The sequence below is a fragment of the Rothia sp. 18CD1-1 genome (genome assembly GCF_055285355.1).
On the sequence record NZ_JBUZLI010000003.1, the window covers coordinates 94,045 to 109,311 of the forward strand.

The 15,267-nt window shown below is 56.7% G+C and carries 13 protein-coding genes; 3 read left to right on the top strand and 10 right to left on the bottom strand.

All coding sequences use genetic code 11. The features are described 5' to 3' along the window. Positions 1–2: 2 nt before the first annotated feature. Both glf and ACS1BR_RS02575 read right to left on the bottom strand, forming a co-directional pair. Positions 3–1,190 (bottom strand): UDP-galactopyranose mutase, encoded by a 1,188-nt coding sequence (gene glf / locus ACS1BR_RS02570; protein ID WP_463559915.1) that lies wholly within the window; start codon positions 1,188–1,190, stop codon positions 3–5. A gap of 210 nt (positions 1,191–1,400) precedes the next feature. Further along, positions 1,401–1,781 (bottom strand): hypothetical protein, encoded by a 381-nt coding sequence (locus ACS1BR_RS02575; RefSeq protein ID WP_463559916.1) that lies wholly within the window; start codon positions 1,779–1,781, stop codon positions 1,401–1,403. 283 nt (positions 1,782–2,064) lie between these two features. Here ACS1BR_RS02575 and ACS1BR_RS02580 point away from each other — a divergent pair, with 283 nt between their 5' ends. Then, the gene (locus tag ACS1BR_RS02580; RefSeq protein WP_463559917.1) at positions 2,065–2,313 is read left to right on the top strand and encodes a WhiB family transcriptional regulator; all 249 of its coding nucleotides are present in this window, start codon (positions 2,065–2,067) and stop codon (positions 2,311–2,313) included. A gap of 103 nt (positions 2,314–2,416) precedes the next feature. Here the strand turns inward: ACS1BR_RS02580 and ACS1BR_RS02585 are convergent, their stop codons facing one another. Then, entirely contained in the window at positions 2,417–3,979 is a 1,563-nt protein-coding gene (locus ACS1BR_RS02585; protein WP_463559918.1) for a sensor histidine kinase, read from the bottom strand. A gap of 35 nt (positions 3,980–4,014) precedes the next feature. Continuing rightward, positions 4,015–5,322 carry an AAA family ATPase gene (locus tag ACS1BR_RS02590; protein ID WP_463559919.1) on the bottom strand — a complete coding sequence of 436 codons (1,308 nt, stop codon included), beginning with the start codon at positions 5,320–5,322 and terminating at the stop codon, positions 4,015–4,017. Between the two features lie 301 nt (positions 5,323–5,623). On the opposite strand from ACS1BR_RS02590, the gene ACS1BR_RS02595 reads away from it, so the two are divergent. Continuing rightward, complete coding sequence (locus ACS1BR_RS02595; RefSeq protein ID WP_463559920.1) at positions 5,624–5,851, top strand: helix-turn-helix domain-containing protein; 228 nt, start codon at positions 5,624–5,626, stop codon at positions 5,849–5,851. A 1-nt stretch (position 5,852) separates the two neighbouring features. On the opposite strand, the gene ACS1BR_RS02600 is transcribed toward ACS1BR_RS02595, so the two are convergent. After that, positions 5,853–6,398 (bottom strand): hypothetical protein, encoded by a 546-nt coding sequence (locus ACS1BR_RS02600; RefSeq protein ID WP_463559921.1) that lies wholly within the window; start codon positions 6,396–6,398, stop codon positions 5,853–5,855. Between the two features lie 237 nt (positions 6,399–6,635). Here ACS1BR_RS02600 and ACS1BR_RS02605 point away from each other — a divergent pair, with 237 nt between their 5' ends. Further along, positions 6,636–7,145: an Rv3235 family protein gene (locus tag ACS1BR_RS02605; RefSeq protein ID WP_463559922.1), complete on the top strand. Its 510-nt coding sequence runs from the start codon at positions 6,636–6,638 to the stop codon at positions 7,143–7,145. Positions 7,146–7,228: 83 nt separating this feature from the next. Here the strand turns inward: ACS1BR_RS02605 and secA are convergent, their stop codons facing one another. From secA to mtrB, 5 genes are all read right to left on the bottom strand, one after another. Then, positions 7,229–9,910 (bottom strand): preprotein translocase subunit SecA, encoded by a 2,682-nt coding sequence (gene secA, locus ACS1BR_RS02610; protein WP_463559923.1) that lies wholly within the window; start codon positions 9,908–9,910, stop codon positions 7,229–7,231. 245 nt (positions 9,911–10,155) lie between these two features. Then, positions 10,156–10,788, bottom strand: a complete 633-nt coding sequence (hpf, locus tag ACS1BR_RS02615; protein WP_463559924.1) for a ribosome hibernation-promoting factor, HPF/YfiA family — start codon at positions 10,786–10,788, stop codon at positions 10,156–10,158. Between the two features lie 133 nt (positions 10,789–10,921). Then, positions 10,922–11,779 carry a ComF family protein gene (locus ACS1BR_RS02620; protein WP_463559925.1) on the bottom strand — a complete coding sequence of 286 codons (858 nt, stop codon included), beginning with the start codon at positions 11,777–11,779 and terminating at the stop codon, positions 10,922–10,924. Positions 11,780–11,846: 67 nt separating this feature from the next. Beyond that, positions 11,847–13,535 carry an LpqB family beta-propeller domain-containing protein gene (locus ACS1BR_RS02625; protein ID WP_463559926.1) on the bottom strand — a complete coding sequence of 563 codons (1,689 nt, stop codon included), beginning with the start codon at positions 13,533–13,535 and terminating at the stop codon, positions 11,847–11,849. 14 nt (positions 13,536–13,549) lie between these two features. Next, positions 13,550–15,265, bottom strand: a complete 1,716-nt coding sequence (mtrB, locus tag ACS1BR_RS02630; RefSeq protein ID WP_463559927.1) for an MtrAB system histidine kinase MtrB — start codon at positions 15,263–15,265, stop codon at positions 13,550–13,552. Between the last annotated feature and the right edge of the window lie 2 nt (positions 15,266–15,267).

Below are 15,267 nucleotides of genomic sequence, written 5' to 3' on the forward strand. Positions count from 1 at the left end.
CCTTAGGCCTCAATTCCACCGGACATAAGTTTTTTGCCCTGCTCGTAGTGGGGGCGGATTTTATTGTCAAACATGGAAAGTGCCGCACCTATTGCCATGTGCATATCAAGATACTTATAGGTACCCAGCCGTCCGCCAAAGAGTACGCTGTTCTCACCGGCGGCGAGGTCGCGGTAGGCCAGCAGTTTCTGGCGGTCTTCCGAGGTGTTCACCGGGTAGTAGGGCTCATCGCCCTTCTCGGCAAAACGGGAGAATTCGCGCATGATCACGGTGGCTTCCCTGGTGTAGTCACGCTCGGGGTGGAAGTGGCGGAACTCATGGATACGGGTGTAGGGATAGTCGGCATCCGGGTAGTTCATCACCGCGCATCCCTGAAAATCTTCAACCGCTAGCACTTCTTCCTCAAGGTCAATAGTGCGCCAGGAAAGATCGCCCTCGGTATAGTCAAAATAGCGGTCGACAGGGCCCGTGTACACCACCGGAACCTGCCCCAGAACCCTCGAACGAGAATACTCGTGATCATCCGCAAAAAAGTCGGTGTTAAGCCGCACCTCGATATTGGGGTGGGCCGCCATACGCTCCAACCAAGCGGTATAGCCGTCAACGGGCAGTCCCTCATACTTGTCGTTGAAATAGCGGTTATCGTAGGTGTAGCGCACGGGGAGACGGGAAATAATAGAAGCCGGCAGCTGGGCGGGATCCGTTTGCCACTGTTTAGCGGTGTAGTGCTTGATAAAAGCCTCGTACAGTGGACGACCAATGAGCGATATGCCCTTGTCGTTGAGGTTTTGGGGGTCGGTCCCCGCCAGCTCTCCCGCCTGCTCTTTGATCAGGGCTTTAGCTTCCGCCGGCGAGTAGGCCGCACCGAAAAACTGGTTAATAGTGCCCAGGTTAATGGGCATCGGATACACCACATCCTTGTGGCGAGTGTAAACCTTGTGAACGTAGTTGGTAAACCCGGTAAACCTGTTGACATACTCCCAGACGCGCTCGTTTGAGGTGTGAAAGAGATGGGCGCCGTAGCGGTGAACCTCGATTCCTGTCTGGGACTCCTTCTCACTGTAGGCGTTCCCACCGATATGGGATCTACGGTCAAGAAGAGCAACCTTCAGACCCAGCTCGGTAGCGGCCTGCTCAGCGATGGTGAGACCAAAAAGGCCCGACCCTACAACAACGAGATCAGCGTTCACAAAAACTCCTGTATTTTCTAACTCCGGCATCTGCACGGGCACCCGAGTTGCCACTCTACACCTGTCCCCCACCCTGTGCAGGGGTGAAAGTCCGCGAAGAAACTAAGATATTATCACCAATAAACCTACCCGACCACAGGACATATTCTTTGTATTCTTCGGCAATATTTTACCCACGAGTTCCCCGCGCATCGTGCCTCCCCGGACGAGCTAGGCACTGGGGGTCAGGTGGTCGTTGAGCGGAGTAGAAAAAAGAAGCAGAATAGTTGCTCCAGCCACAGCGGCACCGATAAGCCCCGGCACAGGTTGCCCGGCGAATGCGGCCTGAACACCGAGGACAAAGATAAACAGCTGCCACACTAACAGCAGCGACCTGCCCGATGGCCTAGCCCTAAGCACCAGTCTGCCCGAAAAAAAGATTCCCCCGCCCAGCACCAGGAAAAACCCACCCAGCATGAGCGCGCTCATCGAAAAACCCTGCCGCAGTCCAAAACCTATCAGCAGCACCCCGTACAGGCACACGACCGCAGCCTCAGCGGCAGCGAGGATAAAGGTAATTTTCACAGAGCGGGAAACCGGCAGCTTTGACATGCATCCTTCACAATGAACGGTTGAACAACTGGCACTATCATTACCACAGTCTCTCTTTTTTACACCAATAATATGATTCAACCCATACACCAATCGGGCTGTGATATATAACTCACCCTTTCGGAAGAAAATTTTTGTCTCAACCCTCTTGTTTACTTATTCGTTACGTGGGAAAGTTATTGAGGTTGTTTCAGGCTCCTTCACGGGGCCTGAATTTGTTGTCAGAGCACATCAAGCCTGATTGTGCTATCGGTTATTTACCCTCACAGAGGAGAACCTGCTCATGGACTGGCGTAGCCGAGCCGCTTGCCTGGAGAAAGATCCCGAACTGTTTTTCCCGGTGGGAAACACGGGCCCCGCTCTACTCCAGATAGAAGAAGCAAAAACGGTGTGCCGAAGCTGCACGGTGATGGACACCTGCCTGCAATGGGCAATTGAGACCGGTCAAGACTCAGGCGTATGGGGCGGCACCAGCGAAGACGAAAGACGCGCAATGAAGCGTCGGGCAGCACGCGCTCGCCGCGCCTCCTAACCTGGGAATTTTTATTCACACGGTGGGGGTTTCAAGCTATCTAAACGGCTTGAAACCCCCACCGTTTCTATCACCACCGCACCGAAGACAATCGCTGAAAACGCTAGCGAGACACCGGAGACAGGACCGCGGTAATGGTCACCCTGGTACCCGATGGCCGGGCCGGCTCCCAGCGAATTTTACCGTTGAGTTCGCTGGCAACCAGGGTTCGAACAATCTGTATGCCCAACCCCTCCCTCGACTCCGGTTGCCGCAGGGCGGCCGTACCCGACTCCTCGAAACTCTGCCCGCCCATACCGCCGCCGTCGTCGGTAACCGTCACGGTCAGCACAGGCTCCCCCGCCTCATTGACCGCCCTCAACCCATCCAAAGTCACCGTCCCGGTCCCCTCGGCAAGCCCGTGTTCCACCGCGTTTGCCACAATTTCGTTAATCACCAAAGCCAGAGGGGTCGCAAACTGGCTGGGCATCTCACCGAAAGAGCCGGTGAGTACGGTCCGAATCTTTTGTCCCGGCGAAGCCAGCTCAGCCGCCAGGTGAAACTGTCGGCGAATAAGCTCATCAAAATCAACCTGCTGCGACAGCCCCTGCGATAGAGACTCGTGCACCATAGCGATAGTTGACACCCGCCGCATTGCCTGCGAAAGCCCCTGCCTGGCTTCCTCGCTTTCCATCCGGCGCGACTGCAACCGCAAAAGGGCAGAGACCGTTTGCAGATTATTTTTAACACGGTGGTGGATCTCTCGAATCGTGGCATCCTTGGTCATTAATTCCAGCTCACGCCGCCGCAACTCGGTGACATCGCGACACAGGATAATGGCACCGTAGCGCTGTTCCCCCAGGGTTGTCATACGACGTAGAGGAATGGCTCTGTACGTGACACTGGTGTTTTGAGCCTTGATCTCTGCACGCCAGGGCATCCTTCCGGTGAGCACCAGCGGTAGGGTTTCATCGGCCTTATCGTCACCGGGTAAAAGCTGGCGTGTCAGCTCGTAGAGCCTGCTATCCTCCAGTTCCCCCTCAAAGCCCAGACGCTTGTAAATGGACGAGGCATTGGGGGAGGCAAACAGCACCTTTCCCTCGGCGTCGAGAGTGAGTATACCGTCGCTCACACGCGGGTTACCCCGGGAGGTTCCCACCGGCGCGTTGAACTCCGGCCAGCTTCCCCGCGTAACCATCTGGAGCAGGTCATCGGCTATCTTTCGGTAAACAAGCTCAATCCGCGGCGGAGTACGGTTACCGAAAGGCTCAGTATGAAGGGTGAGCAGACCGATGGTTCGATCGTTACGGACCAGCGGGATAACCGCGGTATTAACCGTGAGGTCGGCCGCGGTCTCATCGTCTCTGAAACGCACTATTTCATGGGTCGTCCAGGCGATCCAGGCCCGGGTGCGTAGCTTGCTACCCATCTCGCGGTCAACCATATCCCGGTGAAAAATAGTATGAACTGTTGAGGGCCTCACCTGACTTACGCTGCGGTAACGGCTCTTTTCGGTCACACCCAACTGGTGAAGGCTGTCACCGCTCTCCGGCTCGGGCACGGGCAACCAGAGCATAATATCGCCGTGGGCGGTGTCAGCGATAATCTGCCAGTCCCCCAGCAGAAGGTGCAGCCACTCGGTATCACCGGGGCCGAGATGAGTATTGAGCATGGGATCAGCAAGCATTCTTCCTCCGACATCGGGTTCCCCTCAACTGTAATTTACCGCCGCCTATTTTTCTGCCTCAGGCTGCCCAGCCGGCGGATCCGCGGATGGCTAGCTGCTGGGGAGAGCCTCCCGGCAAAGGTCTGCCACGCTGTCCGACCACCCACCGCTCTAGCCGTCATCGGCGCCTCAAGTAGAGAAAGGCTGGAGGTGAGCATACCGTTGACAGCAAGCGCAAGCTCCGTTGCCGGTGCATATTCGGCGAGTGTCTGCCCGCCAAGCCAGGACCTATCGAGGGTTACCCGGTCGTAGGGTAAGAAACCTGCCAGGTTCCGGTCGGGGCCGAACCGGTGCCATGCCTGGGTAATATTTTCACGCGGATTAGCCCCGGCCGCATATTGCCGTACTTTATTGACCCACACCGACCTGGGAGGAGCAATATTTTTCTCACCGTAGAACGTATCGAGAGCCTCATAGGCTTGAAAAAGCCTCGGAATACCCAGAACATCGGCGCTACCGAGCAGGAGCACAAGATCGGCTGCCTCCAGGGTAATACGGGTAGCCGCGTTGCGGCAGGGGGCGAGCCCGTCAAAACTGAGTTCCTCGTCTTCTTCCAGCACCGGCGCGGTATCGGCAATAACCAAGTCGTAGCTGTGCCGCAGATACTCTATGACCGGAGTATATGTTTGTGTTTGTATTTCTGGCCAGCGTTCTGGCCGGGTGATACCGGTGAGAACATCGAGCTGGGCGGATCCTACCGAGACGGTGCTCATGGCCGACTTGAGGCTGCCTCGGTGCAGTCTGCCGCGGTCAGCACAGTAGCAGAGCTGCGCCAGACCCGAGTAGTTTTCTACTATGCCAACCAGAGAGCCCACCGAGGGGGCGTACGTATCGGCGTCGATGAGACATACCCGGTAGCCCCGTCGGGCGGCGTAGGCGGCAAGGTTGATGGCCAGTGTTGTTCTGCCCGGTGAGCCGTGTCCGCTCCACAGCGAGATGAGACGCCCCCGACCCGTTTCGTTAGCTGCCGGCGAGGGTTCACCGTCTTTCACGGTCGGGGAATTTTGGGGGTGACGGTTCTGCCGTTCACAACCGGTAGGGTCTTCTCCTGCGGTGGCGGTATTCAGCATCTGCAGCACTTCACTGCCGCTGGCCAGGGTACTGACCCAGTGTAGCTGGTTGATATCGGGGCGCTCGTGGGGGTCGGTCACCATGACCACCGCAAGCCCCTGAGCTTGCAGCTGAGCGATCACCGAACGGGTCACGTCCTCTCTGTTTCCCACCAGGAGAACGACCCTGGCGATTCCAGCCTGGGCAAACCCCAGCAGTTCGGAGATATCTCCGGTCTGTCGTACCACGCTCATGCGCCCCCGCTGGCTTTCAATAGTCGAAATATACCGGCCGGCTGAATCTCCAAAAACAATGATGGGCAGGATCACGGCTCACCCCCGTTTTCTCACACACAATATTATATGTGATACAGGATACTAAATGACGGGGGTTCGTGCACTGCGGACAGTATCTTTACACCGCACCGTTACCTCGGTCCCGATCTTTGCCCTGCAAACAGGTAGTTTTTCTCACGATCGGGTATCAGTTGGTGTCTACCGGTAGCTATAGTGTTCATAGGCCTCTATACGTGACATTTACAAGGAGATAGAGCAAATGGTTGAGCAGCGCTTCCTCACCCTGTCCGAGGTGAGTGAAATACTCCATATCACCCTGAGCCAGGCGCGCGCGCTGGTGAAATCCGGCGAGCTGGCCGCCATACAGATTGGTGGACGCGGCCAATGGCGGGTGGAAATCACAAAGCTTGAGGAGTATATTGCCGCCGCCTACGAAAAAACCGCTCACAGCATTCGACCGGCGGCCAGCGACAGGACTGTCGTCTAGGCTAGAGTGCCGAACATACCGCCGACACGCCATCAAAGGGAATGACCCTTAAACCTAGAATCTTCTTCGAGCGGTAGGCCCCTTCAATACGGTGAAGGGCTACCTCAACAAAGTCCATTCCCACATTTTCGACGCTGCCCTCGATGCCGCCACCACCGCAGGTATAGAAAATTCGCACGGGTATGCGGGCTAGACTCAGTGCCCGCAAGGTGTAGCCCAGGCTCAGTTGGTGGGTTACAGGCCCCGGATCCGCACACGAGAACCTGTTCCCGCCCTCCCACCACACAATAGCCTGCTGGGGGATAACCACATTTTCTTCCTCCGTTTTCAGCTGAATCCAGCCGAGCCCAAGCGAGATCAAACGCCCCCGCCATACCCGTTCTCCCGCCGTCCCAACGGTGAGATCCTCCCCTTCTTGAGCGGCTAGGCGATCTATCTGCCGCACCCTGGCGTATTCCGCCCTATATACCTCCCGCGCATCGGCTTGCCTGTCCTGCTGCCGCATGGCAGCCAACTGTATCTCGTAGTCTCGCAGCACTCTGTCCATACTTCATAGGCTAGCTCACAACAGAACCCTTCCCCCGCAGGTACAAAGACCGATAAAAAATTTCTGCCACCACGCTTTACAGAGAGCAAATGAAGAGTAATACTAATAACATCACCAAATAGCATCAAACTACATCAAAAGGGATAAAGCGGAGCACAGTGTATGCCGCTTCCCTTTCGTTCCAAACACACAGCCGAGTCCGTACGGGCCCAGCCCGGAAGACAAAGGAGTCAAACAGTGCAAGAGAATTTTCCCTCACGAGAATTTGACCGATATATCGACGCATCAGCCAGGGAGTACGAAAGCTTTAAAAAGAAAATCATCGAACGCGAAACCACAGCCAACAGAACAGGTATAGCTCTCGCCCCCAGCGATCCCGAATCACGGTCCATTGAGGTAATGTGCTCGGGCCTCAGCGTGGCCATACTCGAAATTTTTGCGGGAAAACGACCCGCCAACCATATCGCCAAATGGCTCACCAGGGACTGCTACGAAAAAATTGTGCGGCGAGCACAGATCACCAAAATGACCCTGCGCAAGCGCTACGCCTCGCTTCCCCTGAGCAGTTCACCCTTCAAAAATAGTCTGGGCCTGCCCACAACCCGGCGGGCCAGAGCACAGCGGGTCAGCGAAAACGCCTTTGAGGTATGCCTCATCATGGAAGATTTTTCGCGGGTTCGCGCCATAGCTATCAGGGTAGAAAAAATCCTGACCGCCTGGAAAATTTCAGCTATCGAAATTGCCTAAACCGCGCAACGCTCAGCAGCGGTGCGAGATGCCACTCTCACCCGATTTCCCCCAAGGCACCTCGCACCCGTACAGACCGGCTACTACTTCTTTTTCTTGCTCTTCCCGTTCCTCTTTTCCTTCCCATCACCAATGCTGATCACACCGGTTTCATCGCTCACCTCGGCTTCACGCACCTTGGTCTCGGTACCACCGGCCTCGGAAGGAGCGGAATACCGCAGGAACTTGGGCTGGGCCGGAATATCCAGCTGAATCTTTGATGCCCGGGTGCGCTGCTTCGAAAGATCAAGATTATAAAGGTAGGTCACCGTTTCCTCCCGCACCGCATCCATCATGGACTGGTACATGGTGTACCCTTCACGCTGGTACTCCACCAGCGGGTCCCTCTGAGCCATCGCCCGCAAACCAATCCCCTCTTTGAGATAGTCCATCTCGTACAGGTGCTCGGGCCAGCGCTTACCAATCACGGAAAGCACAACTCGGCGCTCAATCTCACGCATGGCCTCGGGCCCGATTTCAGCCTCACGGTCTTCATAGATCACGCGAGCATCGGCAAGCACCTCGGTCACCAGAAGGTCACGGGTAATCTTTGAACGGTCACCGGCGGCCTCCTCAAGGTCTTCGACCGTAATAGTCAGCGGAACAATGGTGGTCAAAGACTCCCAGAGCTTCTCAAAGTCCCAATCCTCAGCATGGCCCTGCCCCGCCTGCTCATCGATGATAGAAGTCAGAACCTCATCGGTAAACTTCTTCACATACTCTTCAAGATCATCACCCTGCAAAATAAGGTTACGGTCCCGGTACATGGCCTCACGCTGCCGGTTCAGCACATCATCGTATTTCAGAATATTCTTGCGCTGTTCAGCATTACGCGACTCCACCTGTCCCTGGGCAGAAGCAATCACGCGGGACACCAGCTTAGAATCAAGGGCCGTATCATCGGGGGCGCCGGCCATGAGGCGAGCCGCAGCCTGCCCGTTAAAAAGCCTCATGAGATCGTCGGCAAGCGAAAGATAAAAACGTGACTCACCCGGGTCCCCCTGCCGCCCGGAACGCCCGCGCAGCTGGTTGTCAATACGACGAGACTCATGCCGCTCCGTGCCCAGAACATACAGGCCACCCAGCTCGATAACCTCTTCGTGCTCCGCCTCAGCTGCCTCTTCACACTCGCGCAAAACAGCGGGCCACCGCTTCTCGTACTCGGCAGAGTTCTTCTCAGGGTCAAGGCCCAGCTGAGACATTTTCTCAACGGCCTCAAACTCCGGGTTTCCGCCGAGCATAATATCGGTACCGCGGCCTGCCATATTGGTGGCCACCGTTACCGCACCGCGGCGACCCGCCTGGGCCACGATTGCAGCCTCCCGGGCATTGTTTTTAGCGTTGAGAACCTCGTGGCGCACCCCCTCACGCTTGAGGAGTTTCGACAGGTACTCGCTCTTCTCCACGCTGGTTGTTCCCACCAGCACCGGCTGACCCTTGATATTGCGTTCTTTGATGTCTTCAACCACAGCGTTGAACTTGGCGATCTCGTTTTTATAAACCTTATCTGCCCTGTCAATCCTCGCCACTTCTCTGTTAGTGGGGATGGGAACAACACCGAGTTCGTAGGTGTTCATGAACTCTGCCGCCTCGGTTTCAGCGGTACCGGTCATCCCCGAAAGCTTGTTATACATACGGAAATAGTTTTGCAGGGTGACCGTCGCCATCGTCTGATTCTCGGGCTTAATCTCCACCCCCTCCTTGGCCTCAATTGCCTGGTGGATGCCCTCGTTATAGCGGCGACCGGGCAAAATACGGCCGGTATGCTCATCGACGATCATCACCTCACCGTCAATCACCACGTAGTCTTTATTATTTTTGAAAAGCTCTTTAGCTTTGATCGCATTATTGATAAAGCCGATCAGGGGGGTGTTTGACGGTTCGTAGAGATTACGGATACCCAGGTGATCCTCCACTTTATCTATACCCGGCTCCAAAATACCCACGGTACGTTTCTTCTCATCGACCTCGTAGTCAGTCTCTCGGTCAAGGCTGCGAGAAAACCTGGCGAACTCAGAGTACCAGCGGTTCGCCTCTCCCGCTGCGGCACCGGAGATAATGAGGGGGGTGCGGGCTTCATCGATCAGAATCGAATCAACCTCATCGACAATGGCAAAATTATGGCCGCGCTGCACTTGCTCGTCGACAGTCCACGCCATGTTATCGCGGAGATAGTCAAAACCGAACTCGTTGTTGGTCCCATAGGTAATATCTGCCTCATACTGTTTGCGGCGATACTCGGGGGTCTGGCTAGAGAGAATCACCCCGGTCTCCATACCGAGGAAACGAAAGACACGCCCCATTAGATTGGCCTGGTACTCGGCTAGGTAGTCATTGACTGTCACCACATGTACGCCCTGCCCCGAAAGCGCATTCAGGTAGGACGGTGCGGTGGCCACCAGTGTTTTGCCCTCACCGGTTTTCATCTCGGCAATATTCCCCAGATGTAGGGCGGCACCGCCCATCAGCTGCACATCGTAGTGGCGCTTACCCAGGGTACGTTTTGATGCCTCGCGCACCACCGCAAAAGTTTCGGGAAGCAACGAGTCCAGTGATTCGCCCTTATCCACACGCTGCCGGAAGGCATCGGTCTCCGCCCTCAGCTCCTCGTCTGACATTCCTTCAAAAGTTTCTTCGAGCGAGTTCACCGCGTCAGTGTACGCACGAAGCTGCCTTAGAACTCTTTTATCCCCGACTCGAAGAATCTTTTCCAAGAAAGATGCCACGGAAACTGACTCCTTGATATGACTGCAAACTGTTGGTATCGACTTACAGGTTCACGATACACGCCCTACCCATTCTAGGGTAATCACGACAGTCACACGTATTTTAGGCCCCCGTTCCTCTCTGGGCACATCATTCCCACCGCTACCACACGAGACAAAGGGGGTACCCGGTAGATCATCTCCGGGTACCCCCATCAGCTCGAACCTGTCCCCGGCACCAGAACCGGCAGGTCCAATCTCAAAACTTAGCCCTCAAGCGTAATCACACCGTATGACCAGCCCTTCCGGCGGTAGACCGCGGCTGGATCTCCCGAGTCTTTATCAACGTAGATAAAGAAATCGTGGCCCACCAGCTCCATATGGTCGATCGCTTCCTCGGCGGTGAGCTTGGCTGCCGGGAAACTCTTGCGGCGGATTTCCAGCGGAGAAGTCAGCTCATCGTCAAGCGAGTATTCGGTGGAGAATGCCGCTTCCTCAACCGGAACATCGTCGAGCAGAATCTCGGCAACTGCCACCCGGTCGTCAATCACCGGCAGTGAGCCCGTTGCCTCCGACACCGACTGCGGACGCTTGCCCCCGGCCTTGGGGGTCTTACGGCGGTCGCGAGCGCGGCGTAGACGCTCAAGCAGTTTACCGTAGGTGTCGTCAAAGACAGCAAACTTATCTTGTCCGGACGCTTCAGCGCGCAGCACGGGGCCTCGGCCAATCACGGTGATTTCAACTCGAATAGTGTTGGGCCCGGTATGCCCATCTTTGGAGAATTTCACCTCGATATCGTCAACCCGCTCAAGTTGCTCGAACTTGGTGACTTTGTCTTCAACATATTCACGAAGACGGTCGGTGACCTTAACGTTGCGTCCGATGACGTTGATTTCCACAGTGCCCTCCAGTGTTTGGGGGTGATTGAATTGAGCTGTTGCCCAAGGGGAATCTTTTGCTGATCCCTTGCTTTTAGATTAGTTGATTTCATGTTGCAAGTCACGTAGATAGCGGCCGGGGAGGGGCAGAATTCTATGAAATACCGCGGATTGTTGACCGCGCGGAAACCGATGCTACGGTGCAGGCTCCCAGCACCTTTGCACCGGCCTTTTCCAAGGTTTGTGCGGCGGCAAGCAGGCTTGCCCCGGTGGTCACCACATCGTCAATGAGCACGCAGGTTTTCCCCCTCACATCATATTCAAAGCCCAGCAGGCTGAGGGGTGGTTTGGCAAGAATCATCGAACGGTGTGCCCGTCTCAGCCGAGCTTCTTGGCCCAGCGTTTTTTGCCCGCTACCCGATCCGGTGGGCAGCAGCCCCGCTGATTTTTTGGCCACAGCGGGGAGCACGGCGGGTCTGGATCCACTCCGCCCATACGCACTATCCGTTAGAAGATTGCGGGAGAATTCTCTGAGTGCCCGCCGTGCCAGCAGCTCAGCCGGCTCAAAGCCACGCCGCCAAGTGCTTGACCGTTCGGAAGGGATAGGAACCAGGAAGAGGCGGGAGTCTGACCCGCCGTCCCTGTCTTCCCCCTCCCCCAGCAGGGTATTGAGTGCCCTGTTGAGAGCCGTCGCAAAATAGGGAAGCAAATCTACCCTACCCCCATTTTTATAGGCCAGGATGGCGCCGGCTAGCTCGTATTCGTAGAGTCCGGCAGAAACCACCGGCGGCCCGGGATAGGTGAGGGCGGGTCGATGAACGTTGAGAAGGGACTGGCGCAGTAAAAAAGAGCAGCGCGCACAGAGGTCGCTCCGTGCCCCTAGAGAATCGCCATAGGCCAGGCAGCAGGCACACTCCTTGGGTACAAACACATCGTAGATCTGATACCAGCCCACCCGACACTCTTCCTGCACCCGCTGAAACCAGCGACGATTACTCCCCCTCGTATTCATATTCCCTATCATGCCGGCCCGGGCCGGTTAATCACAGAAAAAGATCGTGGAGGCTGTGGATAGGAGCCTAGCAGGAGAAACTGATCTCGTGGATACTGGTTTCAATCCGCGACCAGCCACGGTCAACCAGCAGATAAATATTCTGGTTACTACCCTGAGCTATGACCCGGTCGCCACCAATACATGCGCTGAGCCCGGAGAGCGGATCAAGACGGTCAAGGGCAACCAGCTCACCGGTCAGATGCACCTGTTCAACCTCCCCGGTCTCAAAATTAGCGGCGATCAAAGACTGGTCGGATACCCACAGGGCATACTCGATACCGATGGAGGTGGCCACCCGCACCGGTTCGTTGAGGGCGGTAGGTCTATTGTCTGAATCCCTCTGAATACCGCTTACCCACAGGTAGGAGGTATCACCGGAGACAGCAACGATAGCGGCCCGGGAACCGTCCCTGGAGATACGCACCGACCGGATATGAGCACCCAGCAGCCAGGAGGCGGTGATCTCCACGGGTTCGACCTCGGCCTCCGACGAAAACGGGACCGCGCGCACACTTCCAGTGCTATCTCCCGACCACAGCCACTGGAACTGATCGAAGCTGGGCACGGTGAGCCCCACACCGGAAAATACAGGACTGCTGTTACCGCTACGCACCAGAAACAGGCCGGAGCGCGCAACATTGAGATAGGCAAAAGTTTGCCGGCTATAGTCCATGGCGGTTGCAATCATAGAGTCACCGTCTGAACTATAGACCGTGGTGGCGGACTCGGACCCCAGAATCTCATTCCGCAGGGTAAGGTCAGCGCCGTCCACCGCCACCACGTGTTCAGATACGGCGGGATTCACCTGGGGGACAATATAGTTAGCAAGCTGGCCGGTAGAAACTGACTCATCATTAAAACTGAGGCTCACAGAATCGATACCGCTGATCAGCGTGAGAGTCTGGGTCAGCTGCGTATGGATGCGCTCAATATCTAGCTGGGTCATATCCGAGCTCAAACCATCACCGGCAAGGCTCACCTGGGCCACCGTACCATCGACGGGAACAGAGTTTCTGGTGAGTCCGCTGCCACCGGGAATCGCGCTACGCACAGCATCCTGCAGATAGGGTGCGGGCCCCTCGATAAGCATCCGCACCACAGAGGTGGACACCGAAGCACGGTCAGCAAACCAGCGGATATCGGGCACAGCATAGGTGAAGGTGGTGTCATAAAAATAGAGGGTGAACGGCGCAAAACTCTGATCGAACTCCTGCTGGTCCAAAACCAAACCATCGGGAAGCTGCGCAATCCGCCACTGCCCCTCCACCTGCTCCAGAACAAGCGAGAGCTGCTGCTCGTTCACCTCAGCGTAGGAGGTTGCCAGGCCGGCAGCATTCACCCGGGTCTTCATGCGCACCGTTACACCGTACTCGCCGGCCGTTTCGCCCGATTCAATACGCAGGTCCTCGCTGTACACCAGTGTCTGGGTATCGGCCCGCCAAGACTCTGCGGTATCCGGTGTCAGAAACTGCCGGGCAATACTGTAATCGTTATCTGAGCCAACCCCCGCCCGAAAAAAACCCTCAATGATCTCCCGGGGGCTAGCTCCCTCCGCCGGACCCTGCGGGGATTCGCCGCTTCCCGAGGACTCCGAACCATCGGACGTGTCGGCATAGTGGTTAACCGACCCCCGCATCGGAATAGAGGCACACGCGGATAATAACCCCAACGACACCGCTGAAACCCCCAGCCCTAGAAGGCTACGGCGACTCATCCTCTCCACCACGACTACTTTTCTCCCTCCGCACGGATTGTGGCCCGCTCAAACTCGTGCTCCAGCGAGACCCTGGGGACAGTGCTGCTCACGGGGTCCCTCACCTTCTCAATATCCGCTGCCAGGGGTACCGGGGACTCCCCGGCTTCCTCCCCCTGCCGCAGCGGTAGAGTCATACGGAAGCAAGCCCCAACCCCCAGTTCTCCCCATGCCTCAAGCCTGCCAGAGTGCAGCCGCACATCTTCTGCCGCAATAGATAGTCCCAGACCGGTGCCGCCCAGTGTACGTTTGCGTGAAGGATCGGCCCTCCAAAACCGGTTAAAGACCTGGCTCACCTGCTCCTTGGTCAAGCCCACTCCGTGATCGCGCACAGCCACCCCCACAGCCTTCGAGTTGGCGGCAACATACACGTCGATGGGCCTACCCTCACTATGCTCAACGGCGTTAAAGAAGAGGTTACGGAGCACCCTCTCGATACGGCGGTGGTCCATCTCCACCAGCAGCGGCGCCGGGGCCGGATGCATCCGCAGCTCAGTCCCTGTGCGTGTCAGGTGGGGCTCCACCTCGATCAGAACATCGTTGATCACACCCATCAGGTCAACGGAGGAAGCATCAAGCTTTGCCGAACCCGCATCAAAGCGGGAAATCTCAAGCAAATCAGCAAGGAGGGATTCGAACCGGTCAACCTGATTATAGAGAAGCTCGGTGGGCCGCCGATAGGTGGGCTCAAGCTGTTCGCGGCCGTCGTAGAGCATCTCGGCAGCCATCCGCACCGTGGTCAGCGGTGTCCGCAACTCGTGGGAAACATCAGATACAAAACGCTGCTGCATGGTAGAGAGCGTTTCAAGCCGGGAAATCTGATCCTGCAGACTATCCGCCATTTTGTTGAAGGAGCTACCGAGCCGCGCTGTCTCGTTGTGCCCGCGCATAATCACCCGGCGGCCCAGGTCACCGGCGGCAAGCTTTTCTGCGGTGATCGCTGTCGAGGAGATGGGGCGGATAACCGACCTGGTAATCACCCAAACAATGGTAAGCACCACGATCAACAGAATCATAAAGCTGAGGCTGACCACCGTGTTGATATAGGCAAGGGTCTGCTGTGACGACGAAAGATCATAGATGAGGTAGAGCCCGTAGTCGGGATTCTGCGGAATCGAAATACCTGTACCCACAAAGAGCACCGGCGACCGCGTGCCACCGACGGTGAGGGTCGACGACTGCCAGTAGATACCGCTCCCGTTACTCACCGAGGTACGCAGTTCCTCGGGAATATCTGCGGCACTGACATCGCCGTGTTGACTCTGCTCGGTGATGAAACCACCCTCGTTCCCGCCGGTGTTGGGAGCCAACAGCCACTGTCTGTTTCCCTCCCCACCGGTGGCTTCGAGCACGGCGAGAAAGCGTAGAACATCACGCTGAATATCGTCTCTGCCCGTGGCATCGGAGCTGTTGAGGAGCGTCTGAACATTGGAAAAACCACTGGATGACTCCTCAAGCGCCTGATTAAGCCGACCTCGAAAGAGCGAGTCAGCGATCTGGTGGGAAAGAAAAGAGCCCACAAAGATAAAAGCAACGGACAGCAGAATGCCCGCACCGGCTACCGCCCTAAACTGTAGTGAGGTACGCCAGAGGTAGGTGATACGGCGCAGCGGGTGCCGCCAGGTCAGCTCCGGGGCAGCGGAAATATCCGCCGCTGCGGCAGTGTCGGTGGTGGTGGCCTGTCTCGCCATAG

What these genes read in the sequence shown, in the direction of transcription:
- ACS1BR_RS02590 (WP_463559919.1), bottom strand. Translation starts at nt 5,322, where the DNA reads ATGAGCGTGGTACGACAGACCGGAGATATCTCCGAACTGCTGGGGTTT.
- ACS1BR_RS02595 (WP_463559920.1), top strand. Translation starts at nt 5,624, where the DNA reads ATGGTTGAGCAGCGCTTCCTCACCCTGTCCGAGGTGAGTGAAATACTC.
- ACS1BR_RS02600 (WP_463559921.1), bottom strand. Translation starts at nt 6,398, where the DNA reads ATGGACAGAGTGCTGCGAGACTACGAGATACAGTTGGCTGCCATGCGG.
- ACS1BR_RS02580 (WP_463559917.1), top strand. Translation starts at nt 2,065, where the DNA reads ATGGACTGGCGTAGCCGAGCCGCTTGCCTGGAGAAAGATCCCGAACTG.
- ACS1BR_RS02575 (WP_463559916.1), bottom strand. Translation starts at nt 1,781, where the DNA reads ATGTCAAAGCTGCCGGTTTCCCGCTCTGTGAAAATTACCTTTATCCTC.
- mtrB (WP_463559927.1), bottom strand. Translation starts at nt 15,265, where the DNA reads ATGGCGAGACAGGCCACCACCACCGACACTGCCGCAGCGGCGGATATT.
- ACS1BR_RS02585 (WP_463559918.1), bottom strand. Translation starts at nt 3,979, where the DNA reads ATGCTTGCTGATCCCATGCTCAATACTCATCTCGGCCCCGGTGATACC.
- ACS1BR_RS02620 (WP_463559925.1), bottom strand. Translation starts at nt 11,779, where the DNA reads ATGAATACGAGGGGGAGTAATCGTCGCTGGTTTCAGCGGGTGCAGGAA.
- ACS1BR_RS02625 (WP_463559926.1), bottom strand. Translation starts at nt 13,535, where the DNA reads ATGAGTCGCCGTAGCCTTCTAGGGCTGGGGGTTTCAGCGGTGTCGTTG.